Genomic DNA, 25,943 nt, shown 5'->3' on the forward strand with positions numbered 1-25,943 from the left:
CCAAATCAAAATATTATGCGTCAACATTCTAGCAACATATTCAGATTATTTCTACTATTTTCATTTGTAGCACTATCATCTTGTGGCTCGAGAAAAGATCTTGTCTATTTTCAAGATGAGCCAATAACAGATGTAAGTTTAAGCGAACTAGACAATAATTTTCAAATCACATATAAGCCAAATGATATATTAACAATTGATGTTTCTGCTGAAGTTTCAGAATCTGTTGCTGCCTTTAATTTACCAGCAGTAGCCTATAATACCTCTGGTGGTGCGGCAAACCAACCAACTGTTTTAAGACAAACCTATTTATTAGATCCAGAAGGTAATATAGAATTTCCTGTTTTAGGTACGGTAAAAATGGGAGGCCTTACAAGAGTTGAAGCTACAAAAATGTTAAAGGAACGTATTGGTGAATACGTGAAAGAGTTTATAGTAAACATTAGACTTATTAACTTTACTGTAACGGTTTTAGGTGAAGTAAACAGACCTGGTGCATACACTGTTGAAGGAGAACGTATTTCCCTCACACAAGCCTTAGGTTTAGCCGGAGACCTTACTATTTATGGAAAACGAAACAACGTATTTTTAATTCGTGAAGTGGATGGAAAGAAAAAATATGCAAAATATGATTTAACATCTATAAACGTTGTAAATTCTCCTGTGTATTATTTAACTCAAAATGATGTCATCTATGTAGAGCCAAATAATGCTAAAGTCAAGACATCTTCATATAACCCAAATACTGGCGTTCTAATTTCTGCAGTGTCTACACTAGCTACAATTGCAGCAATTTTTATTTTCAGAAACTAATATAGATTTATAGTATTATGTCTCAAAATTCCCTAACAAACAAAGACACAATAGTAAAACTCGTTGAGCTATATTTATCAAAATGGAAGCTCATCATTATTTTTCTATTAATTGCTCTTGCCGCAGCATTCGTTAAAATTAGATATAGCACATTTTTATATCAGGCTAATGCTACAATAAAGTTAAAAGAAGATGAAAACTCAAGGAGTTTAGCTGAAATATCTTCACTTCAAAATGGTGGACTAAATTCAACTTTACCAAATGTCGTAGATGAGATAGAAGTAATTAAATCGCGATCTATACTTACGCAAGTGGTTAAAGATCTTAAGTTAAATATTAGTTATTATGTTAGCGGAAAATTAAAAAAAGAGGAGATTTATTCTAATCCTCCTGTGGACATTAGTTTTTTTGTAAGCGACTCGATTCTTGCTGATGTAAATAAATCATTATATATAAAAATACTATCTGCTCAACAATATGAACTTTCTAAAGTTAATACCAATAAACTATTAGAATTTGATGATGGAGAAACAACAACTCACAGTTTTGGAGATCGCGTAAAAGGTTCGTTTGGTGACTTTGTTATCACTCCAAATATTGGTACCTATGGTTCTGAACCAGGTGATTATGTTGAGATTCATGTGAGACCAATACATAGTGTTGTTGAGTCATACCTTTCTAAGGTAAAAATCGCTACCACAGACAAATCGAATGTTATTAAACTGTCGTTAAATGAAAGCATTAAAGAAAAGGCGCGTTTAATACTAGATGAAGTTATTTTAAAGTATAATGCCGACGTTATTAATGACAAAGAACTTATTGTTAAAACAACTTCAGATTTTATTACAAATCGTTTAAACGTAGTGTCTAACGAACTAGAACAGGTAGATTTTACTGCCGAAAAACTTCAGAAAGACAACAGGTTAACAGCATTATCTTCACAGTCTAATATCTTTTTAGAAAGTGAACGACAAACCGAAGCAAAGATTAACCAAACCAGTAATCAATTGCAGTTGGTAGAATTCATGAGTGATCGTTTAAATAATAATGATTCTGGTACAGATTTATTACCTGCAGATATAGGTATTGCAGATAGTAATGTAGCACAGATTACAAAAAGTCATAATGATTTAGTATTACAACGTGATCGTATTCTAAAGAACTCAAGCAATAAAAACCCAACAGTAATAAAATTAAACGATCAAATTAATGCACTTAAAAACAACTTGAACCAAAGTTTAAGTAATATTAAAGATGCCAATCAAATTACGCTTAATAACCTAAATAGAGAAGATTCTAGAATTCGAGGACAAATATATTCTGCTCCAGGAAAAGAACGACAGTTTAGAGATATTAAGCGTCAGCAAGATATTAAAGAGTCACTTTACCTCTATCTTTTAGAAAAACGTGAAGAAACAGCTATTACGCTAGGTATGTCTACTGCAAATGCCAAAGTTATTGATTATGCTTATACCAATGATGATCCAGTTTCACCAAAGAAAAAAATCATCTATCTAACAGCAATGCTTATTGGTTTAATTATTCCTGTGTCTTTAATTTATGTAAAAGACCTCATGGACACAAAGGTGCATACTAAAGAAGATGTATTACGTTTGGTTAAAGCACCTTTCATTGGTGATATCCCAAAGGCAGACACAAAATCAAAAGTTGTAAGTAAGGTAGATTATTCTCCAAAAGCAGAAGCCTTTAGAATTATTAGAACGAACATCGATTTTATGCTGCAGAAAGTAGATAAAAAATGTAAAACCATTTTTGTAACCTCTACTACTGCTCAGGAAGGAAAATCACATACTACTACAAACTTAGCTAGTTCATTCTCTTTTTCAGATAAAAAGACACTTCTTATTGAAACAGATATTAGAGTCCCTAGAGTTAATGATTATTTAAAAATTAAAAGCGACAAAGGACTTACCGATTTCATTTCAGATAAATCATTAAGCATTGAAGATGTTACCGTAAAAGTAAAAGACAATGAATTTTTAGATGTGATTCCGTCTGGAACTATTCCGCCAAATCCCGCAGAGTTACTAATGAGTGATCGCGTAAAATATTTATTCGAAAAAGTCAAAGAACAATACGATTATGTTATCGTAGATACGGCTGCTGTTGGATTGGTTACAGACACCTTATTGATAAGCAATCATGCCGATATTTTTATTTATGTCGTAAGTGCAAATAATATTGACAAGCGTCAATTGCATATTGCCCAAACCATGTACGAAGAAAAACGTTTACCACATATGGTTACACTTCTTAATGGAACGATTAAAAAGAAAGGATACGGCTATGGTTATGGTAATAATCCGCAACGAAAGAAAAAATGGTACAAACCCTTCTAATTTAATAACACCCTAACTAAAAAATCCGTATTAAATTACGGGTTTTTTTTTGTCTATAATCGACGGCGTTTTTTCTCTTGTTTAAGTAAATTAAGTTCTCTACTTGTTTGACCTGCTACAGAGGTGTTTTCTTCAGCACGTCTAATTAAATAAGGCATAACGTCCTTTACTGGTCCAAATGGCACATATTTAGCAACATTATAACCCTGAGCCGCCAAATTAAAGCTAATATGGTCACTCATCCCATAGAGTTGACCAAACCAAACATCATTATCCTTTTTATCAATACCTAGTTCTTGCATTAATTTCATAGCAATATAACAACTGTGCTCATTGTGTGTTCCTATAAATAAAGAAATATCTTTTAGGTTGTTCAAAATGTAGGTCATGCATGTATTGAAATTATCATCTGTAGCTTGTTTGGTTTCACAAATTGGAGAAGCGTAACCCTTCTCTTCAGCTCGCTTTCGCTCCTTTTCCATATAAGCACCTCTAACGATTTTAAACCCAACTTTAAAACCACCTTCAACGGCACGTCTATGTGTTGCTTTCAAGTAGTCTAACCTGTCCCATCTATAGGTTTGCAGCGTGTTGTAAACTATAGGTTTTTCTACGTTGTACTTACGCATCATATCTTCACAGAGATCATCTGCGGCTTCTTGCATCCAACTTTCTTCTCCGTCAATTAAAACTTCCACATCTTTAGCTTTCGCTAGGCGACAAACGGCATCAAATCGTTCTACTATTCTATTCCATTCTTCTTGTTCCGCTTGAGTGAACTCTACTCCTTCTCCCTTCTTTTGATATAAATAGAAACGCCCAAAACCAGTAGGTTTAAAAACAACAATAGGCATCGATTCTTTTTCATCTGCAAATTTGATAATCTTTAAAATCTTATCTCGGGCTTCATCAAAGGTAGATTCTTTTTCCTTTCCTTCTACAGAGTAATCTAGAACCGAACTCACACCTTTAACAAACATCTTATCTATTACAGGTAGGCAATCTTCCTCATTTACACCACCACAAAAGTGGTCAAATACCGTAGAACGTATTAAACCTTCTACAGGCAATTTAGCCTTTAATGCAAAGTTAGTGGCAGCAGTACCAATCCTTACCAAAGGTTCATGAGAAATCATTTTAAATAAAAAGTAAGCGCGTTCTAATTCTGAATCATTTTTGAGAGCAAAAGCAACTTCAGTATTATCGAAAAGTGTATTTGAATCCATTTGTGAAAAATATATAACAAAAATAATTATTCAATAGTTATTATGTTACTAAAAGTCGCTAATTTTCCACTTTTATAAATCTATATGAATTCTATAATTACAAAAACATATTCTGTTCATTTTAATTCAACCGCATATCAAGAACTCAATAATTACATTGATTCAAAAGGATTTTCTAAACTATTTATTCTCGTAGACTCGAATACACATAAGCATTGTTTACCAGCGTTTATGGCACATCTTGAAACGTCTATTGCAATTGAAATTATAGAAATTGAAGCTGGAGAACAGTACAAAACAATAGACACTTGTGTTGGGGTTTGGAATGCTCTGTCTGAACTTGGAGCAGATCGTAAAAGTCTTCTTCTAAACCTTGGAGGTGGTGTGGTGACAGATTTAGGTGGTTTCGTAGCTTGTACATTTAAGCGTGGTATCAAATATATTAATGTCCCAACATCTCTGTTGGCAATGGTAGACGCTTCGGTTGGTGGAAAAACCGGTGTTGATCTTGGTGCATTAAAAAATCAGGTTGGGGTTATCAGTTCTGGCGACATGGTCATTATTGACACTTCATATTTAAATAGTTTGCCGCAAAATCAGATGAAATCTGGCTTAGCAGAAATGCTTAAACACGGACTGATAAAAGACAAAAGCTATTTTGATAAACTAACAGATTTATCAAAACTTACACTAAACGACCTTGATGATTTAATTCATGAATCTGTACTCATCAAAAAGAATATAGTCACTAACGACCCTTTAGAACAAGGTGAACGTAAACATCTTAATTTTGGGCACACACTAGGCCATGCCATCGAATCTTATTTTCTAAGTCATCCTGAAAAAGAAGAACTTTTACATGGAGAGGCCATTGCTATTGGAATGATCTTGGAATGTTATATTTCTTCAGAATTATTAAATTTCTCAAAACAAGATTTAAATTACATCACGCAAGCTATCAATAATATTTACGCTCCGGTTAACATAGAACCTTCAGATTATAATGCTATAATCGATTTATTAAAATATGATAAAAAGAATGAGCATGGTAATATTAATTTCGTTTTACTCACGGAAATTGGACAACCAAAAATAGATTGTCTTGTTGATAATGCTATCATTCTAAACAGTATTGAATATTATAAATCCAGCTAAACCAGCAAAGTGTTTTAGTTATGAATTCAACAAAAAATAAATTAAGTGCTGCAAAAACAAATGTCATCTTAGCTATCGTTATTATGAGTATGGGTACACTTTTTTTAATAATTGGCTTCACTTTTATGGGTATTCTAGGTCTCATTGTTGGCGCCCGCTTTTTTATACAAGCAAAAAAATATAAAAAAGAGTTAGAGGATAACTAAAAACCATAAATAACTAATGACACATCCTCTTAGACAACATATAGAAGAAATAATTAAACTCTCAGACGAAGAGTTCGAATTCGTATTAGGTCATTTTGAGCAGATCAATAGACGTAAACATCAATATATAGTTCAAGAAGGAGATATCGTAAATAAAGAATTTTGGATTTTAAAAGGTTGTATAAAAAGCTATTTTATAGACGATAGCGGAAAAGAGCATATTCTTCAATTTGGTATGGAGAATTGGTGGATTACAGACTATGAATCCTTTGTTAAACAAACCAAGGCAAAAACCTTTATTGATTGTATAGAAGATTGTGAACTCTTATATATCACCTATGAAAATCGCGAAAAATTAACTGCGGAAATGCACAAAATGGAACGTTTTTGGGCTAAAAAAAGTAAATTAGGTAGAATTGCTCTTCAAAATAGAATACTGTCTCTATTGAAAAATTCGGCAAATGAACGTTACAATTTACTTCTTGAACAATATCCTAAACTCTTTCAGCGTGTGCCTAAAAAAATGATTGCGGCCTATTTAGGTGTTTCCAGAGAAACCCTAAGCAGATTAAATTCTTAAGACATTCCACATTTTTATTCCTCAATGTGACTTACATCACTCCAAACGTGTGACATACCTCCTTAGTCATATTGTAATTCCACAACATCTTTGCATAACTAATAATTTAATAACAAAGTTATGCCATACATTAATATTAAAGTTACTGACGAACAAGTAACAATGAAACAGAAACAACAATTAATTGAAGGAACAACACAACTCTTAGTTGATATCCTTAACAAAGACCCTCAAACAACACATGTTGTTATTGAAGAAATAGCTCTTGGTAATTGGGGTCACAACGGAAAACAATACTTAGGAACTAAAACCAATAGCAATGAAAAATAAAACAATAATTATTACAGGCGCATCAACAGGAATTGGTAAAGAAATAGCAAAATACTTTATAAACAAAGAAAGTAATGTTGTTATGAATTCTTCAAATGAAGACAATCTTAAAAGCGCATACCAAGAATTGGGCGCACCTTCAAATGCTATTTATTTAAGTGGTGATATAAGCAAACAAGAAACAGGTCAAAAACTTGTTAAACTGGCTTTAGAAACATTTAATTCTGTTGATGTTTTAATCAATAATGCAGGTCTATTCTCTCCAAAACCATTTTTAGATGTTGAAGAAAAAGATTTAGACCTGTATTGGAATGTTAACTTAAAAGGTACATATTTCACTTCGCAAGCTGTTATTCCAGAAATGATAAAACAACAAAGCGGATCTATAATTAATATAGGTACAGTCTTAGTTGAACATGCTATAGATGGTTTTCCTGCAACAGCTCCATTAACAAGTAAAGGAGCCATTCATTCATTAACACGGCAATTAGCCGCAGAGTTTGGAAAAAGCAATATAAAGGTAAACACCATAGCACCAGGAATAATAAGAAGTCCTTTACAAAGTAAAATTGGAATTGAAGATGCTGATAGTTTAGCAGGATTACATTTGTTGAATAGAATTGGTGAAACAATCGAAATCGCTGAAGCGGCTTATTATCTCGCTACTTCAAACTTTATAACAGGAGAAACCATTAATGTCGCTGGAGGTCATACAATTGGACACAGCATATAAAAAGAACTATAAATGTATAATAAGAACATAAAAGAAATAGAAACGCAGGTTGCAAATTATTTTGAAGGCATATTCTACGGAAACATTTCAAAACTAAACACTTGCTTTCATGAAGATGCCTATCTCTATGGAGATATAAAAGGAGTAGATTATTTAAAAAGTTTTAAAGCATACTCTCAAGGCGTAAAAGACAGACAAAGTCCGAATGATTTAGAAGAAACTTTTAAAATGAGTATTATCGGAATAGACATCATAGGAAAAATTGCGATGGTAAAATTGCATGTTCCTATGCTTGGTTATAATTACTATGATTATCTATCTTTTTCTAAAATTAATAATGAGTGGAAAATCGTTAATAAAATATTTACTCACGTTGATTAAAACATCATAATTTTATTTTAAATGCCATAGTGATTTAGGTTTTACCAAGTCGCTATGGTTATATTTAAAAGAACCTTGCTAATAACAGGTTATAGCTATTTCATTTTTATTACCTTTAGTTATTGAGTAAAAATGATATGAGATCACAAAGAACTAATAATATATATAATAAACTTGTTTTAATAGTATTCCTAGTGAATTGCCTATTATCCTGTCAAACCAATACTTCTAAAAACCAATCAAATGATCTTGGTTCATTAAAACATCAAACTGTTCAAGATTCTGTAAATTCTCAAGCACTTAAAATTGCATATACAGGTAATATGGGCGTTTGTATGGAATTAGATGATAAAACGGTTATAATAGATGGTTTACATCAGTATTACAACAAACCCTACGTTTATCCTCCAGAGGATATGGTAAATCAATTAATTACAGGAAACTTTAAAGATTTTTCTCCTATCGAATTTTGTTTATATACGCATTTGCATGGTGATCATTTCAGCGGAAAATACGCGAAGAGGTTTTTAGAACACAATAGTAATGGGGTTGTCATGGGATCTTCTCAATTAAAAAAGGATGTCGTTACGTTTCACTCCAATGCAGATAGTATTACTAGCCGATTTTATAGCGTTCCTTATGACAAAAAGCCACATACAACAGAGACATCTGGAATCGAAATTACAGCCATAAGATGTGACCATACAAACCCACAGCGACACAATCAAACTGAAAACATCGCATATCTTGTAAATCTAGGAAACTATAGTGTTCTTCATGTTGGTGATACCGATTGGAAATTAACTCACGAACCTTTTAAAACCTTAGATATTAAAAACAAAAACATTGATATTGCTGTACTTCCCTATTGGTTACTTCTAGATGATAATGACATATCACAAGTAAACGAACTTATTGCTCCAAAACACATTATTGCCTCTCACCTTCCTCCAGATTTTAGCAAGAATGATCAAGAAGAATTACGCAAGCGATTTTCGAATATTACCTTATTAATGGAGCTTGGAAAAGTACATTATTTTACAGAATAAATTATAGGAGCTAACGTTGATCGTGACTACTTTAATAAATAGAACCTAACCCTTCTAAAAACAGTTAATAACTCTCTACAAATCTCTTTCAAAAAACAACAACAATTTCCTATTTTGCAGTTCTGTTTACATCCTAAAACTAAAATTATAAATGAAGGTCTGTATTGCCGAAAAACCTAGTGTTGCTCGAGAAATTGCACAAGTTCTTGGTGCCAATACCAAGCGCGATGGCTTTTATGAAGGTAATGGCTATGCAGTAACCTATACGTTTGGGCATTTATGTACACTCATGGAGCCAAACGACTATAAACCTTATTGGAAAAGTTGGGATCTAAACAACCTACCAATGCTACCTGAAAAATTTAAAACCAAAGTAGTAAGCAATTCTGGCATTGAAAAACAATTCAATATTGTAAAATCGTTGTTCGATAAGGCCGATGTTGTAATCAATTGTGGTGATGCTGGTCAAGAAGGAGAACTTATTCAACGCTGGGTTTTAGACCAAGCCAATTATAAAGGTAAGGTTCAACGTCTTTGGATTTCTTCGTTAACTATAGAAGCAATTAAGGAAGGTTTTGAAAATCTCAAAGATTCTGAAACCTATGATAATCTCTATTATGCAGGCTTTTCTCGTGCTATTGGTGATTGGCTTTTAGGAATGAACGCAACACGTCTATACACTGTAAAACATGGTGGATACAAACAAGTGCTATCTGTTGGTCGTGTGCAAACTCCAACCTTAGCAATGGTTGTGAACCGATTTAAAGACATAGAAAATTTCAAACCAAAGCCGTATTGGGAATTACATACGCTCTATCGTGACACTTTATTTGTTTATGAGGAAGGACGATTTCATAAAATGGAAGAGGGTGAAATTTTAGCCAATAAAGTAAAGGAGCATGATTTTGAGGTTGTATCTATAACCAAAAAGAAAGGAAAAGAATACGCACCTAAACTCTTTGATCTTACAGGGTTGCAGGTTTACTGCAATACAAAGTTTGGGTTTTCAGCAGACGAAACCTTAAAAATTGTTCAAAAACTATACGAGCAAAAAGTAGTGACCTACCCAAGAGTAGATACCACTTTTTTACCCACAGACATCTACCCAAAGGTGCCAGGCATACTTCAGAAATTAACCAACTATTCTGAACTAACCCAATCACTTTTAGGAAAAAAAATAAAAAAATCGGCTAAGGTCTTCAATGATAAAAAAGTAACCGATCACCACGCTATTATTCCAACCGGAATTCAAATTAATCTGCAATACAACCAACAGCAAGTCTATGATATCATAGTAAAACGTTTTATTGCAGTATTTTATCCAGATTGCGAGGTATCAAATACTACAGTTATTGGGAAAGCAGATGATGTAAACTTTAAAACGACAGGAAAAGAAATCCTTAAAGACGGATGGAAAACCGTATTTAAATTCGGAAAAAAGAGCAGTTCAAACACCTCAGAAAAAGATACGCTTCCCACATTTTCAAAAGGTGAAAAAGGACCTCATGAGCCATCATTCCTAGAAAAGCAAACCAAACCACCAAATCAATTTACTGAAGCGTCTCTCCTACGTGCTATGGAAACTGCAGGTAAACAAGTAGACGATGACGAACTACGCGATTTAATGAAAGAAAACGGTATTGGAAGACCATCAACACGGGCCAATATCATCGAGACTTTATTTAAACGCCAATATATTAAGCGCAACAAAAAGCAAATTTTACCAACTATAACTGGTGTTGCCCTTATTGACACCATTCAAAATGAACTTTTAAAATCTGCCGAACTTACCGGACTGTGGGAAAAACAGCTCAAAGACATCGAAAAGGGTGAATACAGTGCTAGCAGATTTATCAAAAACATGAAAAAGATGGTAGATGATTTGGTCTATGAAGTACGTAGCGAAACCTCTCGTGCCAATATATCACAAGCCACAGTGATTGAACAACGTCAGGTAAAAGCAAAGCAATCTGAAGCTGCTGGTTTATCTTCGGAAATGTGCCCGCAATGTAAACAAGGGCAGTTACTTAAAGGAAAAACAGCCTATGGATGTAGTCGTTTTAAAACAGGCTGCAACTTTATATTGCCGTTTAAAGTTTACGGAAAGAAGATTTCTGAAAAGCAACTCATCAGATTATTGCAAAAAGGGTCTACTGTTAATCTCAAAGGGTTTTCATCAGATGATGGAACAACTGAAGGGTTGTTACGTTTCAACGAAAACTTTAAGTTGGTTTTAGAAGCAAAAAAGGACAAAACTAAAATTTCCGAAGTAAAGAAAAGTAAAGCTGTTAATTGCCCTAAATGCCAAAACGGTACTATAATTAAGGGGAAAACTGCTTACGGTTGCAGTGCTTATAAGTCGGGCTGCAATTTCAGAATGTCATTTGAGACAATTCGTGCAAAGGCGCAAGGACAAACACTTACAAAAGATTTAGTTTATTCTATTTTAAAAACGAATGTTTAACATGGAACACCGCCATTTTAAACTGTTTAAGCCTTATGGATATTTAAGTCAGTTTCAAACCAATGCCAAGCATGAAAAAAACAAGAAGTTCTTAGGAGAACTCTATGATTTCCCAAATGGCACTATGGCTATTGGGCGTTTGGATAAAGATTCTGAGGGTTTACTTCTTTTAACCACAGACGGAAAAGTAAGTTTCGATGTTACCAGTTCAAAAACAGATAAAGAGTATTATGTTCAGGTGGATGGGGAAATTACTAGTGAAGTCATTGAGCAATTGCAACATGGTGTGTCTATAAGTCACAAAAGTGAATCCTATATAACCAAACCATGTAAGGTTATAAAATTAAATCAAGCTCCAAATTTCCCAGAGCGAGGAAAGAAAATTCGTGATGAACGCCATGGTAAAACCTCCTGGATTTCCATAACGATTAACGAAGGTAAATTCAGGCAAGTACGAAAAATGACAGCTACTGTTGGATTTCCTACACTAAGACTAGTAAGAGTTAGAGTTGGACACCAAAGATTAGATGATTTAAAAATGGGAGAAGTCATTGAAATTGATTCTATCTTCTAGTACCAGAACTTTAGCATATAGCCAAGAAGGGCGATACATAGGCATAAAGGAGCATATAATCTAGTATCATATCTGGCAAACGCAGTAGATTTTACTGTTTTAAAAAACCCAAGATATTTAAATTCACCGATGGCTCTTAATAAAAAAATGGATGGTATGATCCATCCAAAATATGTAAAAACCCAAGAACTAAGGGTTATATCTATAAGGTTGGCTTTCAAAAAATAAAACACAGAAAACAACAACAATCCTAAACCAACTATAGCACTATCAATAGGCTTAGGATTTAACATCCGTTGTCCTTCTTCATTAGTTGGTAAGGAAGCATCAAAACCAAAAGTTCCACCAAACACCCAGTTTATATGGATTAAGGAGAGTATTAAAAAAATTATACTCAGTAGTAGTGCTAAAATTAGCATGACTAAATTTATATCAGCTTCACTCGAACCGCATTCATACCACGATTCCCTTTTTCTAATTCAAATTGAACTTTATCGTTTTCTTGAATTTCATCAATAAGGCCACTTACATGGCAGAAGTATTTTTCTTGATCTTCAGTATCAATTATAAAACCAAATCCTTTAGAATTATCAAAGAAAGACACTTTACCTTTTCTAATTGGATCGTACTCTTCTTCTTCAACATCTTCTTTTTTGGGTATGCCTAAAACTATACTTTTGGCTTTTACTTTTATTTTATCAGCCGGATCTGGAGGTGTATCTGTTAAATTACCAAACTGATCTACGTAAGCAAAAGGGATGCTATCTACCCCTCCTTTTTCTTCTTTTTCGAGCTTACGCGCTTCCATTTTTTTACGCTTTTCTTCACGCTTTTTTAAACGCTTTTTTTCTTTTTCGCTTTTGTTAAATGTCTGTTGCGACTTTGCCATTCTTTACTCTGTAATCTTTTATTAATTAAGTACACATTGCACCTATAACGTAAAGATAAGTGTAAAATTTGGATTAATACAAGAATATTAAAATTAGTTAATCAAAAGTTAAACATTGGCAAATTAATAGTATTACTATTACATTTGCGTGTAAAATATATTAAAATGAAAACTTTACTATCAAATTTAAGAATTGACATCAATGACAAGATCTATTTAAAGGATCCACAATCATCAGATTTAGGCAAACGTATTATAGAATTCAGCATTGAGCTCATTGATGAAATTGGCTTTGAAAGTTTTACATTTAAAAAATTAGGAAAACGAATTAGCTCTAATGAGAGCTCTATCTATCGCTATTTCGATAGTAAACATAAGCTATTACTCTATTTAACTTCTTGGTATTGGGCATGGTTAGAATATCAATTGGTTTTTTCTACCACCAACATTTCTAACCCTAAAGAAAAATTAGAGAAGGCTATTAACATTCTAACACGTACCATAGAGTCAGACTCCACTTTCGGTCATATTAATGAGGTGGTTTTGAATCGTGTGGTCATTAATGAATATTCAAAATCGTATTTAACCAAAGAAGTTGATGAAGAAAACAAAGAAGGCTATTTTGCCATATATAAGCGGCTTGTGACGCGTTTACATGATATGATTATCGATGTGAGTCCAGATTACAAATTTCCACATAGTCTTGCAAGTACTGTATTAGAAGGTGGGTTGCATCAACATTTTTTAAAGGATCATTTTAAATCGCTCACAGATTGTAATGAGGATATACGACCTTCAGATTACTTTACTCATTTAGTTTTTAACACCTTAATGACTAACAAATGACAAAAACAATATTGACGTCTTGGCAACGCTTAATAGGTCTTCTAAAACTAGACCGTAAAGATATTAAGCAAGTATTTTACTATGCCATATTTGCAGGTTTAGTGAATCTTTCATTACCTCTAGGAATACAAGCAATCATTAACCTTATTCAAGGTGCTCAAATAAGCAGTTCCTGGATAGTCCTTGTGAGTTTAGTTACATTAGGTGTAGCTTTTGTAGGCGCCTTACAACTGATGCAAATGCGTATCATTGAAAACGTTCAACAAAAAATATTTACGCGATCTTCATTTGAATTTGCCTACCGTTTTCCAAAAATTAAGATGAGTGAGCTCCGAAATTATTATCCGCCAGAATTGGCCAATAGGTTTTTTGACACGATTACTGTCCAAAAAGGTTTGTCAAAAATTTTGGTCGATTTTCCTGCGGCTTTACTTCAAATTATTTTTGGTTTAATGCTTTTATCATTCTATCATCCATTTTTTATTATCTATGGCATTTTACTCATTTTATTAATCTATATCGTATTTAAATTTTCAGCCCAAAGGGGCTTAGACACAAGTTTAGATGAGTCTAAACAAAAATATAAAGTTGCGCATTGGCTACAGGAAGTAGCCCGCTCAATACTTAGCTTTAAACTATCAGGAAAAACAAGTTTGGCATTAACAAAAAATGATCAATTAGTAACAAACTATTTGGATGCGAGAGAAAGTCATTTTAAAATTTTGGTGCAACAATTTATAAAACTAATCGGCTTTAAGGTCTTAGTTACGGCAGGATTATTAATCATTGGTGGCGTGTTAGTTTTAAGTCAAGAAATGAACATTGGACAGTTTGTAGCTGCTGAAATTATCATTCTTTTAGTTATAAATTCTGTTGAAAAATTAATATTGGGACTAGAATCATTTTACGATGTACTCACGTCTATTAAAAAATTAGGCCAAGTTGTTGATAAAGAATTAGAATCGCAAGATGGTGACACTATTGTGAATAAAAATCATAGCATAGTTAAGGTTGAACTTGATAAGGTCTCTTATTTGGTTCCAGAAAAATCTAGTCCGATTCTCGAAGATGTTTCATTAACAATTAATCCAAAAGATCGTATATTAATCTTAGGCTCTCATGGTTCGGGCAAATCTACATTATTAAAACTTATAGCCGGAATCAATTTACCTTCAAAAGGAGGTATTTATATTAATGACATTGCACTTAGCGCTATTAAACTTAATGACTATCGATCTTTGATTGGGCAATCTCTTTCAGAAGAATCACCATTTGAAGGTTCTATTAGAGAAAACTTAACTTTTGGAGACGAGAACATTTCTCAGGAAGACCTTAATATAGTCCTTGAAAAAACTGGACTTATTGATTTCGTAAAGACCCAACCTTATGGATTAAAAACCATACTGTACCCAGAGGGACAACGGCTTTCATCTACGGTGTCCAAAAAAATAGTTTTAGCAAGAAGTATTCTTAAAAAACCAAAACTGTTATTACTAAAAGATCCATTAGAGCAATTCGAAAAAGAGGAAGCGCTAAAGATTATGGACTATTTGACGCACCCAAGTAATCCATGGGCTTTGGTTGTGGTAAGCTATAATAAGGATTGGAAAAGTAAATGTACACGATTCATCAATTTAGAACATGGTAAAATTGTTTAAACCTCAAAGATTATGCTCAATATATCTCATAACAAGCTCAATAAAAAAGTAGATTTATCGTCATATAAATCGGCTAAAAAGGTTTTTCACAAAAGGCATTTTAAACATTTTAATCGGTTTTTGATAGCCTTTGCAATTACAGTAGTTATAGTGATGTTTTTACCTTGGACGCAAAATATCAATAGTCAAGGGCAGGTCACAACATTAACACCAGATCAAAGACCACAAACGATTCAATCTCCCATACCAGGGCGTATTGAAAAATGGTATGTGCGAGAAGGTGATTTTGTTAAAAAAGGAGATACCATTTTATTTATTTCTGAAATAAAAAATGCCTATTTCGATCCAAATCTCGTGAATAGAACTGGGCAGCAAATTAAAGCTAAAGCTGCAACAGTAACATCATACAACTCCAAAGTTAATGCCTTAGATAATCAAATTGGAGCTTTAAGTAGAGAACGCACGCTCAAACTTGAGCAAGCACAAAATAAGCTGCTACAAGCAAATCTTAAGGTAAAGAGTGATAGTATAGATTTGGAGGCGGTAAAAATCAATTTAAGCATCGCAGAGCGTCAAATTGATGCTACGGAAAAATTATATAATGAAGGACTAAAATCTTTAACCCAATTAGAAGAAAAGCGTTCTAAATTTCAAGAGACACAAGCTAAGATGATATCTCAAGAAAATAAATACCTCTCATCAAAAAATAAGATTATAAACGCCAATGTAGAAATAAATCGCATTCAGGCCGAGTACACAGATAAAATATCCAAAGCACAAAGCGAAAAATTTACTGCAGAGTCTAATAAGTTTGATGCAAAGGCACAGGTCACCAAATTAGAAACAGACTTCACTAATTATGAAATGAGAAATGATATGTATTATATCAAAGCTCCTCAAAACGGGTATATTAATAAAGCCATTAAAGGTGGTCTTGGAGAAACATTTAAAGAGGGTGAAAAACTTGTAGGTATTATGCCGTCTAATTATGATTTGGCTGTTGAGACTTACGTAGCACCAATAGATCTACCACTTATTCATTTAAATGAAAAAGTACGTGTTCAGTTTGACGGCTGGCCAGCAATCGTTTTTAGTGGTTGGCCAAATGTTAGTTATGGCACCTATGGAGCAAAAGTTGTTGCCATCGAAAGTTTTATTAGTGATAATGGCAAATTTAGAGTATTGCTCGCTCCAGATGAGACCGATCACGAATGGCCAAAAGATATTCGAGTTGGATCTGGTGCCAAAACCATTGCATTGTTAGAAGATGTTCCCATTTGGTTCGAGCTATGGCGTAAACTCAATGGCTTCCCTCCTAACTATTATCAGCCAGAACATGCTTCAGCTTCAAAAACAACGACAACTAAAAAATAGCCCAATGATGAATTATTATGTTCGTGTTCTCATCTTTGCACTCATTTCATCGCTATGCTCAGCACAAGAACAAGATGTTACAGTTTTGAGTTTTAGTGAGTATCTCGGTTATGTAAAAAAATATCATCCAATAGCCAAGCAAGCTCAGCTTACATTGCAACTTGGACAAGCAAACCTCATGAAAGCAAGAGGAAGTTTTGATCCAAAGATTGAGGTAGATAGTGAGCGGAAGGTTTTTAAAAATATCGAGTACTATGATCAACTGAGTACAACATTTAAAATTCCGACTTGGTATGGCATCGAATTAAAAACCAGCTTTGAAAAAAATGACGGTGTGTTTTTAAATCCGCAAAACTCAGTTCCAGATGAAGGGCTTTACAGTGCAGGTATTTCTGCATCACTTGGACAAGGTTTATTTATTAATAAGCGTATGGCTGATTTAAAAAAGGCAAAACTATTTAGGGAGCAAACGAAAGCAGATAGAGAAATTCTAATTAATCAAATCTTATACAATGCCTCCATAGCTTATTTTGACTGGTTGCAAACTTATAACGAAGTGAAGATATATGAACAATTTTTAGAAAATGCTGATATAAGGTTTCAAGGTGTAAAGCGAAGTACAGAAGCTGGAGATAAGGCCGCCATAGATTCTATCGAAGCTAGAATTATAGTAAAAAACCGAGTTTTAGGTCTAGAACAGTCTAAAGTAAAACTAATGAAATCTTCATTAGAACTCTCTACATTTTTATGGCTAAATGATGATATTCCTGTGGAGTTACAAGAAGGTGTTATTCCCGATATCGATATAGAAAACAACATTGATAATGTTTTAGAAATTTCAGGAGTATCATTAAGTGATTTCATCCTAGACAATCATCCAAAATTACAATCATTAAATTTTAAGTATCAAAGTTTAGAAATAGACAAGCGCTTAAAAGCCAATAAATTATTGCCGAAAGTAGACGTGCATTACAATTTTTTAACGACCTCTCCAGATCTTGTAAGCTCCTTTAACTCTAATCAATACAAAGGCGGATTTAATATATCTATACCACTGTTTTTAAGAAAAGAACGTGGTGATTTAAAATTAGCAAAAACCAAACTGCAGGACGCAAGATTTGATATTGATAATGTCAAAATTACAATTCAAACTAAAGTTTTAGCTTTATTTAGAGAATTAGAATCTTTTGAAGTCCAAAATCAGCTCATAGAAGATATTGTTTCTGATTATGACGCCATGCTCAGTGCAGAAGAACGAAAATTTAGTTTTGGAGAAAGTTCGGTTTTTTTAGTTAACTCTAGAGAAAAAAGTTTAATTGATTCGCAATTAAAAGCCATTTCGCTTCAGAATAAATATTTAAAAACAAAGGCAAAACTCTTTAACAGTTTATCCAGAGATTTACAAAATCTCTAACTAGTTATTGCTTTTTATTTCAGGTTCCTCTTCCTTTTCTGGATCTTGTTTTATCACATTAACTGTAGCTTTAACTCCAGTAAGAAGGTTCCATTTTTTGGACGAAACAAGATTCCCTTTGTCGTCGTAAACAATAAACTCTGCCGTGTTTGGCCCAGAGTCTCCTTGATTTAAAGCTAAGAATACAATTTTATTAACTCCTGGAGCTAATTGAACATCGAAACCTCTGTAGCCTGAAGTTAATAACAGTGAAGGAACTAGCATGAGATCATTTACAAATACACGCACCAAATCGCCATCTGGATATTCGTGATCGCGGCAAACAATTTTCACAAAGCCACCTTTTGTTTTAATATCACCAAGAAAAACATCTGCCATAGTTTCTGTAGACAAACCTTGTTCTACAGCAACTTTTTTAAAACGCTTTTCAAAAAGCTCACCTGGATTACGTAAACCATTATTGTCTATCATAGAAAACTCCTTTTTAGGCTTTTTGATAGAAATTTTGCTTTCTGTAGGTACAGCAATTCCAGAAATGTTTTTTTTGGTTTTAGTAATCCCAATCTTGGAATTAGGTTTGATGTCAAGTTTTGTTGGTGTAGAATCTTTTTTCTTTGACTCGATTGCTGGAATTTTAATAGACTTCTTCTCACTCTGATCTGGCGGTTGACTAAACGCAGACATAGAGCACAGCACAAAAAGTAAAAAAATAAGATAATTCTTCATCACAATTTATTTAGTATAGTCGCTTCAAAAACTATACCTAACATTAAAAGTAACGACTTTAAACCGTAAACATTTTAATTTTACGTTAAAACTTTCCGTTGAAACTTAAACGTAGCTTACGCGTATATTCTTCTAAAAGCCAATCTTTGTAGTTTTTAGTACTATTCATAATGCAATAACAATATTGCTTTATGCGATAACAAATATCATCATGCAACAGCTTAGCCAATTCCCTTGCTTCAAAAACATCTTCGCTATTTGCTATCACCAATGCAGAATGTTGTGCTATACTATTCTCTATAGCTTTCATTGATTTTTGCCCTTCACGAGTTACTTTTTTATACTCCGCCTTGATATCAAAATCATCGCTAGGATTTTTCTTGAATCGCTTTCTTAAGGATTCTGGCATCTTATAGACAAACTCACGTTCAATATCTTCATCATTTCGAAGATTTTCAAGATAAAAATCTGGATTTTTAAAGATATGTTGCCAATCTACAGGTTGGCTCCAAGGACCAAATCGAACTGCATTATTTCCTAAATCAATAACTGTAAACTTACTTTTATCACCATGAATTCTCGATCCTCTACCAATCATTTGAAAATATAAGGTCAAAGAACGTGTGGCTCTATTAAGTATAATGGATTCTACAGAGGGCTCATCAAAACCAGTAGTTAGGATACTCACTGAGGTTAGAATTCCGTTTGGTGTGTTTTTAAACCACTTCAAAATTTCTTTACGCTCCTGCTTGCTAGATGTATTGTCTAAATGTCGAACATCATAACCTGCTCTCTTAAACGTATAATAAACCTCTTTTGAGGTATTAATACCATTATTGAAGATAAGGGTTTTCTTTCCTTTAGAAAGCTCTTCATAAGCAAACAATAACTTTCCTTGCATTGCTGCATTGGTATATAATGCTTCTGAAGATTTAACTGTATAATCGCCATTAATACCTATCTTAAGGGTATTTAGCGATACATCATAATTATAAATTTCTGCCGAAGCTAAAAATCCGTTTTTAATTAGGGTTGAAATATTATCACCAACAATCAACTCTTTATAGTTGTCTTTCATTGGTAATTTGATATTACTACTTAATGGTGTCGCTGTAACACCAAGAATAAAGCAGTTGTCAAAAAACTTAAATAGTTTTCTAAATGAATTATAATGGGCTTCATCAATAATGACAAGTCCAATATCCTCTAGATTAAGTTTTCCATCATTTAACCTGTTATTTAAGGTTTCTACCATGGCCACGAAACATTGATACTGATCCTGGTCTGGTAACTCTTTAACCTTACTGTTAATTATTTTGTTATTTACACCAAAACCATGCAACACTTTCGACGTTTGTTTGCATAGTTCAATTCGGTGTGTTAAAATAACAACCTTCTTTTGGTGCTTCTTTATATATTGTCTAACAATTTCAGAAAAAATAACCGTTTTACCTCCTCCTGTTGGCAATTGGTATAATAAATTATAATTATCAGGAGCAGCTTCAAAAACATCAAATATGCGATTAAGATCTGCTATTTGATAGTCATATAGGCGTTTTTTGGTTTCTTTCTTTGTTATTTCAAGGGTTTCGGACATAAATTAATAGCTTCAGAAAAACAATTCTTGCAAAATTAAGGTTTTATAAGAGTTATTAAGCATATTGTTAAAAACAATTGAAAAGTAATTCCTACTCTTCTATGTTAAAAAATGTTAAATAACTACTATGTAATGCAAAGTACTGTAACATTTTTTTAATTCTGTCGTCTTTCTAGTATAACATTAATCATTAAAATCAATTATTATGAGAACTTTAAACAACAATCAATTATCAAATACATCTACAGAAACGAGATTGTATACGTGGAATCAAAAAAGAAGATATAGATCATAACATCTATTTTAAATCATCAATCAAAAAAATCAAATATCATGAGAACTTTAAACAACAATCAATTATCTAGTACATCTATTGAAACGAAAATGTACACATGGAACCAGAAAAGACGATATAGATAATCAAACTATATCACATCATCAATCAAAACATCAATCTATCATGAAAGCTTTAATTAAAATTATCAACACATCACATACAACAAATGACGACTTAGAGACGTTACGTTAATAGTGATCAGAAAAACATTTATTCATCAATCAAAATTGATATTGAACTAAGTATCAATATTATATCCGGAAAAACCAGTAGACTATTTAAGTATACTGGTTTTTTTGTGTTCTGAAATTGGTATCGTTTTTGAGACGTATCTAGAATACATTAATCTTAAAAACTATTATTATGAGAACATCAAGACGACAATCTCCACAGGTTAATGCCGGTTCAATGGCAGACATTGCATTTTTATTACTAATCTTCTTCTTAGTTACAGCTGTGATTCCACAAGATGTTGGAATTAAAAGAAAACTTCCTGCACCTTGCCCTCCTAATGAAAATTGTGATGGCATAATAAAACAAAGAAACATTCTTGAAGTAAAAATAAATGCTAAAAACGAATTATTCGTTGAAAATAAAGTTATTGGCATCAATGAACTCAAAGATGTTACAAAAGATTTTCTTGATAATAATGGAGATGAATCTTGTGCATATTGTAACGGGTTAAAAGATGAAACATCATCAGAAAATCCACAAAGTGCAGTAGTCTCTCTTACTAATGACAAACTCACCTCTTACAATTTCTATATTAAGGTTCAGGATGAATTAACTAAAGCCTATTTCGAATTGAGACGTGATTATACTGAAAATATTTTAAAGAAGTCAACAAATGAGCTTACTAAGGAAGAACTACTTCAAGTACGAAAAGCATATCCTTTTAAATTATCTGAAGCAGATGTTAAGAATCAATAAACCTAGTTAGACTCTAAGGAGTTTGGCTCTATTTTAACTCTATAACTGATGTTAACGCTGCGCCTGCCCCATTCTTTTGCTGCCTTGACATCAGTTCCCATATAAATATCAATACGCTGCCTCCAACGTCTATTCATTTTATCTTTAACTAAATACGTCCCCTCCAGTCCTTCTATTTTTACAAGTGTATTGTGAGTTAATCCCTTTTTAAGTAAATCTCTAGACACAGCAATATAGCGTAAGCCTGGCTTTAAACTATCTCCAAATGCCGTAATATGCGGATTAGAACTTGTTTGGTACGCTAAAGAATTGTAGGCTGTTGCGGTGACTTCAATAGACTCCCATTGGTAAGGATTTGGAACTTCTTTTTTGCATGACAAGATTAGTATAAATGTCAAAAACAGTGCAACGAATGAATATGATGTAGAGGAATTCATATTTAAATATAAGATTTGTAACTTCACAATTGAAACGAAATCTAATTTTTTATGAAATCACTCTACCTTCCTTTATGCATTTTAATTATGGTCTCTTCTTGTAAAAATGACACTAAATCTAGCAACACAGCTACAAGCAATAATGATTCAATTACCCTTATAGAACGTGCAAAAGCCATTCATGAACGCGTAATTACATTAGATACGCATTGTGACATCAATATTAAAAATTTCACAGACTCTATCAACTACACTCAAAATCTAGAGTCTCAAGTTAATTTGCCTAAAATGAAAGCAGGAGGATTAGATGTGGCCTGGTTCATTGTATATACTGGACAGGATACCCTTAGTACAGAGGGCTATCAAAAAGCATATGATAATGCCATGTCAAAATTTAATGCCATTCATAAACTTGTTGATGATATCGCTCCAAATCAAATTGAACTCGCCTTAAACTCTAATGACGTTCGTCGTATCTCGAAATCTGGAAAAAAAGTAGCTATGATTGGTATTGAAAATGGCTACCCTGTGGGTACAGAGATTTCTAATGTAGAAAAGTTTTACAATTTAGGTGCGCGTTATATGTCATTATCACATAATGGTCATAGTCAATTATGCGATAGTAATACTGGTGAAGAAGATGGTGTGTGGTTGCACAATGGCTTAAGTGATCTTGGAAAAGAAGTCGTTAAGGAGATGAATCGCTTAGGAATGATGATTGATGTATCTCACCCATCAAAAGAATCAATGCGTCAAATGATCGAACTCAGCAAAGCTCCAATAATAGCATCTCATTCTTCAGCTAGAGCACTTTGTGATCATAGCAGAAATTTGGATGATGAACAATTAGAATGGATGAAGCAAAATGGAGGGGTTATTCAAACTGTAGCATTTCAAGCCTATACCAATACTGAAAAAAACGACGCTAGAAATAAAGCTATAAAGGACATACGAAAAGAAATAGCTACATCTTTAGGAACTACGTGGTATGATTGGAATGATATGAAAGGGCTTTCAGATGACGAAAAAAATGCCTTCTTCGAACTAAGGGCAAAAATTATAAAATTGGCTGATAAAAAAGCTGAAAACATGAGCAACTTCCCTCCTAAAGTAAACGTATCAGATTTCGTAGATCATATTGATTATATGGTTAAAAAAATAGGTTTAGAACACGTAGGTATAAGTAGTGACTTTGATGGTGGCGGTGGTATTGAAGGCTGGAGTGACGCTTCAGAAACATTTAACGTAACACTAGAATTGGTAAAACGTGGATATACCGAAAAAGAAATAGAAATGCTCTGGAGTGGAAACCTTTTAAGAGTCTTAGACGAGGTTCAAGCCGTTGCCCAAAAGAGCTAAGACGTCTAGGTTATTGGAGCTTAAAACGAACTGTTAAAATCTATAAACCTCACAATCACAGTAACTACAAACAAAATAAAAAGTATAGAATTAGCAACTATTCCAAAAATCTTCTTAATCGAGTTTGGCTCTTTAAGACCTTTCATGCTAAATACAAAACCAATAATTGAAGACACGAAAACAAGAATCATCAAAAAGCCACTGGCATACCTATAAAAATCGAGTGATATTTTTTCATTAGCCGCCAATATTTGCAATAATAAAAATAAGAGAAAGGTCACAATAGTAATCATTGCGAACTGAAATCCTTTTTTTGAGTTTGATGGTGTATTCATTATTTAATTAATCTTTTTAAGATAATTATTTTAAAAATTAAAATTATCTAAAATATTATAACAACATAACCTTAATAAATAGTTTAGAAATTTAAAATTAACTATCAATAAGCTAACAATTCCTTTAAAGCGACCTCAAAACGCCCTTTAGCCATATATTGTTCTTCCAATTGGTTAATAAACGGAATTGGCGTATCCATACTTGCTACACGTTTCACAGGTGCATCCAGCTGTTCAAAGCAGTTTTCCATAATTAAAGATGAAATATCACTAGCAATACCACCAAAAAGGGAATCTTCTTGCAAAACAATGGCTTTTCCTGTTTTCTTTACAGACGCAAAAATAGCATCGGTATCTAAGGGTTGTAGACTGCGTAAGTCAATCAAATCGGCATTGATATCACTATTGCTATCCAAAATTTCTAATGCCCAATGTACACCCGCGCCATAAGTAATGACCGTCACATCTTTACCTTCTTTAAGGACAGATGCTTTTCCAAAAGGCAAAGTGTAATAATCTACTGGTACGTCTTGTCGTACGCTTCTATATAATGCCTTATGTTCAAAAAACAGTACTGGATTAGGGTCTTCTATCGCAGTGGCTAACAAGCCCTTCGCATCAAAAGGAAACGCCGGATATATCACTTTCAACCCAGGAGTTTTTGTAAACCAAGCCTCATTGGTTTGAGAATGAAATGGCCCAGCTGCTACACCTCCACCACATGGCATTCTAACCACGACATCAGCTTGCTGATTCCAACGGTAATGCGATTTTGCCAAGTAATTTACAATCGGATTAAAACCAGAAGTAGCAAAATCTGCAAACTGCATCTCCATAACCGCTTTCATTCCAGTAATAGATAAGCCCATAGCCGTTTCAACAATTGCAGATTCACAAATAGGCGTATTACGTACACGTGCTTTTCCAAACTGTTTTACAAAACCTTCAGTAATTTTAAACACACCTCCATATTCAGCGATATCTTGTCCCATGATAACTAAATCATCATGCTTCTCCATAGATTGCTTTAATCCTAAAGAAATGGCATCAATCAACCTTAATTCTTCTGTTTTAGAAGAAGGTTTGGTTTCTTTATAATCAAATGTTTTATAGATATCGTCAAGTTCAGTTTCTATATTTGGAACAATAGGCTCTTCATCAAAGGCCTTTTTTAAATGCTCATTAATTTCCGAAGTAATCGTTTCTTTTAGTGTTTCGTCTTGCTTTTCTGTAAGGATACGCTGTGCTAATAAATACGTTCTAAAATTATCAACAGGATCCTTTTTTGCCCATTCATCCATGAGACTTTTAGGCACATACTTTGTACCACTTGCCTCCTCATGTCCTCGCATTCTAAACGTTTTGAATTCAACCAAAATAGGTCTCGGGCGTTTTCTTATACTTGCCGCCAATTTTTCCATTTTAGTATAGACTTCAATAATATTATTTCCATCTAAAACGAACGATTCCATGCCATACCCTTTGCCTCTATCGGCAATATCTTTACATCGATATTGTTCATTAGTAGGTGTTGAAAGGCCATAGCCGTTGTTTTCAACACAAAACAAAACGGGCAATTGCCAAACAGAAGCAACATTTAAGGCTTCATGGAAATCACCTTCACTAGTACCACCTTCGCCTGTAAACACGGCAGTAACGCAGTCCTTATTTTTCAATAAACTCGCCAAGGCTATCCCATCTGCAACACCTAGTTGAGGACCTAAATGAGAAATCATCCCAACGATATTAAATTCTTGAGTTCCAAAATGAAACGAACGATCTCGTCCTTTCGTAAAACCGTTTGCTTTTCCTTGCCACTGACTAAATAAGCGATATAAAGGGATGTTACGTGTTGTAAACACACCTAAATTACGATGCATGGGCAACATATATTCTTCAGTTTTCATCGCCATTGTTACACCAACTGAAATAGCTTCTTGTCCAATTCCGGAAAACCATTTTGATATTTTACCTTGACGCAATAGAATGAGCATTTTCTCTTCTATCATGCGAGGTTTGAGCATATTTTTATATAGACTTAAAAGGGTCTTGTCGTCTAAGTTTTTCTTATCGTAGGTTATTAAACTCTTGGTTGAGGTCAACATTATATATGAAATTGCGTTTGTAAATCAAATGTAAATAAAAATTGACGTTTTTAATGGTTAAGACC

General features: G+C 33.4%; 25 protein-coding genes. 17 read left to right on the forward strand and 8 right to left on the reverse strand.

All coding sequences use genetic code 11. The annotated features are described in order from the left end of the window. The first annotated feature begins 15 nt into the window (after nucleotides 1-15). Entirely contained in the window at nucleotides 16-813 is a 798-nt protein-coding gene (locus tag Q0893_RS09165; protein ID WP_298901902.1) for a polysaccharide biosynthesis/export family protein, read from the forward strand. A gap of 17 nt (nucleotides 814-830) precedes the next feature. After that, nucleotides 831-3,173 carry a GumC family protein gene (locus tag Q0893_RS09170; protein ID WP_298901904.1) on the forward strand — a complete coding sequence of 781 codons (2,343 nt, stop codon included), beginning with the start codon at nucleotides 831-833 and terminating at the stop codon, nucleotides 3,171-3,173. Between the two features lie 53 nt (nucleotides 3,174-3,226). Here the strand turns inward: Q0893_RS09170 and Q0893_RS09175 are convergent, their stop codons facing one another. Beyond that, nucleotides 3,227-4,399, reverse strand: coding sequence for a proline dehydrogenase family protein (locus tag Q0893_RS09175; RefSeq protein WP_299274682.1), 1,173 nt, complete (start codon nucleotides 4,397-4,399; stop codon nucleotides 3,227-3,229). 84 nt (nucleotides 4,400-4,483) lie between these two features. On the opposite strand from Q0893_RS09175, the gene aroB reads away from it, so the two are divergent. From aroB to Q0893_RS09220, 9 genes are all read left to right on the forward strand, one after another. Beyond that, a complete protein-coding gene (gene aroB, locus Q0893_RS09180; RefSeq protein ID WP_299274685.1) occupies nucleotides 4,484-5,554 on the forward strand; it encodes a 3-dehydroquinate synthase in 1,071 nt (356 codons plus the stop codon). 20 nt (nucleotides 5,555-5,574) lie between these two features. After that, nucleotides 5,575-5,760 (forward strand): hypothetical protein, encoded by a 186-nt coding sequence (locus tag Q0893_RS09185; protein ID WP_299274688.1) that lies wholly within the window; start codon nucleotides 5,575-5,577, stop codon nucleotides 5,758-5,760. Nucleotides 5,761-5,776: 16 nt separating this feature from the next. Continuing rightward, on the forward strand, nucleotides 5,777-6,340 hold the full coding sequence (locus tag Q0893_RS09190; RefSeq protein ID WP_299274691.1) for a Crp/Fnr family transcriptional regulator: 564 nt from the start codon (nucleotides 5,777-5,779) through the stop codon (nucleotides 6,338-6,340). A gap of 120 nt (nucleotides 6,341-6,460) precedes the next feature. After that, complete coding sequence (locus tag Q0893_RS09195; protein ID WP_299274694.1) at nucleotides 6,461-6,670, forward strand: 4-oxalocrotonate tautomerase family protein; 210 nt, start codon at nucleotides 6,461-6,463, stop codon at nucleotides 6,668-6,670. After that, complete coding sequence (locus Q0893_RS09200; protein ID WP_298901912.1) at nucleotides 6,660-7,403, forward strand: SDR family NAD(P)-dependent oxidoreductase; 744 nt, start codon at nucleotides 6,660-6,662, stop codon at nucleotides 7,401-7,403. The genes Q0893_RS09195 and Q0893_RS09200 overlap by 11 nt, the downstream gene beginning before the upstream one ends. Before the next feature lie 12 nt (nucleotides 7,404-7,415). Then, nucleotides 7,416-7,784 carry a nuclear transport factor 2 family protein gene (locus Q0893_RS09205; protein ID WP_298901913.1) on the forward strand — a complete coding sequence of 123 codons (369 nt, stop codon included), beginning with the start codon at nucleotides 7,416-7,418 and terminating at the stop codon, nucleotides 7,782-7,784. A 194-nt stretch (nucleotides 7,785-7,978) separates the two neighbouring features. Further along, entirely contained in the window at nucleotides 7,979-8,833 is an 855-nt protein-coding gene (locus Q0893_RS09210) for an MBL fold metallo-hydrolase (protein WP_299274699.1), read from the forward strand. Between the two features lie 151 nt (nucleotides 8,834-8,984). Continuing rightward, the gene (locus Q0893_RS09215; protein ID WP_299274702.1) at nucleotides 8,985-11,297 is read left to right on the forward strand and encodes a type IA DNA topoisomerase; all 2,313 of its coding nucleotides are present in this window, start codon (nucleotides 8,985-8,987) and stop codon (nucleotides 11,295-11,297) included. 1 nt (nucleotide 11,298) lies between these two features. Continuing rightward, the gene (locus tag Q0893_RS09220) at nucleotides 11,299-11,871 is read left to right on the forward strand and encodes a pseudouridine synthase (RefSeq protein WP_298901919.1); all 573 of its coding nucleotides are present in this window, start codon (nucleotides 11,299-11,301) and stop codon (nucleotides 11,869-11,871) included. Here the strand turns inward: Q0893_RS09220 and Q0893_RS09225 are convergent. Continuing rightward, nucleotides 11,868-12,290: a DUF3995 domain-containing protein gene (locus Q0893_RS09225; RefSeq protein ID WP_299274706.1), complete on the reverse strand. Its 423-nt coding sequence runs from the start codon at nucleotides 12,288-12,290 to the stop codon at nucleotides 11,868-11,870. The two genes, Q0893_RS09220 and Q0893_RS09225, sit on opposite strands and share 4 nt — an antisense overlap. A gap of 8 nt (nucleotides 12,291-12,298) precedes the next feature. After that, nucleotides 12,299-12,760, reverse strand: a complete 462-nt coding sequence (locus tag Q0893_RS09230; protein ID WP_298901923.1) for a cold-shock protein — start codon at nucleotides 12,758-12,760, stop codon at nucleotides 12,299-12,301. Nucleotides 12,761-12,925: 165 nt separating this feature from the next. Here Q0893_RS09230 and Q0893_RS09235 point away from each other — a divergent pair, with 165 nt between their 5' ends. The 4 genes from Q0893_RS09235 to Q0893_RS09250 are packed head-to-tail and all read left to right on the forward strand — an operon-like array spanning nucleotide 12,926 to nucleotide 18,052. Continuing rightward, nucleotides 12,926-13,606 (forward strand): TetR/AcrR family transcriptional regulator, encoded by a 681-nt coding sequence (locus tag Q0893_RS09235; protein WP_299274710.1) that lies wholly within the window; start codon nucleotides 12,926-12,928, stop codon nucleotides 13,604-13,606. Further along, nucleotides 13,603-15,264: a peptidase domain-containing ABC transporter gene (locus Q0893_RS09240; protein ID WP_299274713.1), complete on the forward strand. Its 1,662-nt coding sequence runs from the start codon at nucleotides 13,603-13,605 to the stop codon at nucleotides 15,262-15,264. Before Q0893_RS09235 ends, Q0893_RS09240 begins: the two co-directional genes overlap by 4 nt. Before the next feature lie 12 nt (nucleotides 15,265-15,276). Continuing rightward, a complete protein-coding gene (locus Q0893_RS09245) occupies nucleotides 15,277-16,638 on the forward strand; it encodes an HlyD family secretion protein (RefSeq protein ID WP_299274716.1) in 1,362 nt (453 codons plus the stop codon). Nucleotides 16,639-16,642: 4 nt separating this feature from the next. Further along, nucleotides 16,643-18,052, forward strand: a complete 1,410-nt coding sequence (locus tag Q0893_RS09250; RefSeq protein WP_367180649.1) for a TolC family protein — start codon at nucleotides 16,643-16,645, stop codon at nucleotides 18,050-18,052. On the opposite strand, the gene Q0893_RS09255 is transcribed toward Q0893_RS09250, so the two are convergent. Together Q0893_RS09255 and Q0893_RS09260 are read right to left on the reverse strand one after the other, a co-directional pair. After that, nucleotides 18,053-18,778 carry a hypothetical protein gene (locus Q0893_RS09255; protein WP_298901924.1) on the reverse strand — a complete coding sequence of 242 codons (726 nt, stop codon included), beginning with the start codon at nucleotides 18,776-18,778 and terminating at the stop codon, nucleotides 18,053-18,055. It abuts the gene before it with no gap. An 85-nt stretch (nucleotides 18,779-18,863) separates the two neighbouring features. Beyond that, nucleotides 18,864-20,375, reverse strand: coding sequence for a DEAD/DEAH box helicase family protein (locus Q0893_RS09260; RefSeq protein ID WP_298901925.1), 1,512 nt, complete (start codon nucleotides 20,373-20,375; stop codon nucleotides 18,864-18,866). Nucleotides 20,376-21,075: 700 nt separating this feature from the next. On the opposite strand from Q0893_RS09260, the gene Q0893_RS09265 reads away from it, so the two are divergent. Beyond that, a complete protein-coding gene (locus tag Q0893_RS09265; protein ID WP_299274720.1) occupies nucleotides 21,076-21,642 on the forward strand; it encodes a biopolymer transporter ExbD in 567 nt (188 codons plus the stop codon). A gap of 2 nt (nucleotides 21,643-21,644) precedes the next feature. Here the strand turns inward: Q0893_RS09265 and Q0893_RS09270 are convergent, their stop codons facing one another. Further along, nucleotides 21,645-22,079 (reverse strand): hypothetical protein, encoded by a 435-nt coding sequence (locus Q0893_RS09270; RefSeq protein WP_299274723.1) that lies wholly within the window; start codon nucleotides 22,077-22,079, stop codon nucleotides 21,645-21,647. Between the two features lie 51 nt (nucleotides 22,080-22,130). Here Q0893_RS09270 and Q0893_RS09275 point away from each other — a divergent pair, with 51 nt between their 5' ends. After that, nucleotides 22,131-23,438: a dipeptidase gene (locus Q0893_RS09275; RefSeq protein WP_299274726.1), complete on the forward strand. Its 1,308-nt coding sequence runs from the start codon at nucleotides 22,131-22,133 to the stop codon at nucleotides 23,436-23,438. A gap of 20 nt (nucleotides 23,439-23,458) precedes the next feature. Here the strand turns inward: Q0893_RS09275 and Q0893_RS09280 are convergent, their stop codons facing one another. After that, nucleotides 23,459-23,773: a hypothetical protein gene (locus tag Q0893_RS09280; RefSeq protein WP_298901932.1), complete on the reverse strand. Its 315-nt coding sequence runs from the start codon at nucleotides 23,771-23,773 to the stop codon at nucleotides 23,459-23,461. Between the two features lie 104 nt (nucleotides 23,774-23,877). Continuing rightward, nucleotides 23,878-25,878 (reverse strand): dehydrogenase E1 component subunit alpha/beta, encoded by a 2,001-nt coding sequence (locus tag Q0893_RS09285; RefSeq protein ID WP_299274730.1) that lies wholly within the window; start codon nucleotides 25,876-25,878, stop codon nucleotides 23,878-23,880. Nucleotides 25,879-25,943 lie beyond the last annotated feature (65 nt).

Origin of the sequence: uncultured Psychroserpens sp. (assembly GCF_947494225.1) — a bacterium.
Lineage (GTDB): Bacteria > Bacteroidota > Bacteroidia > Flavobacteriales > Flavobacteriaceae > Psychroserpens.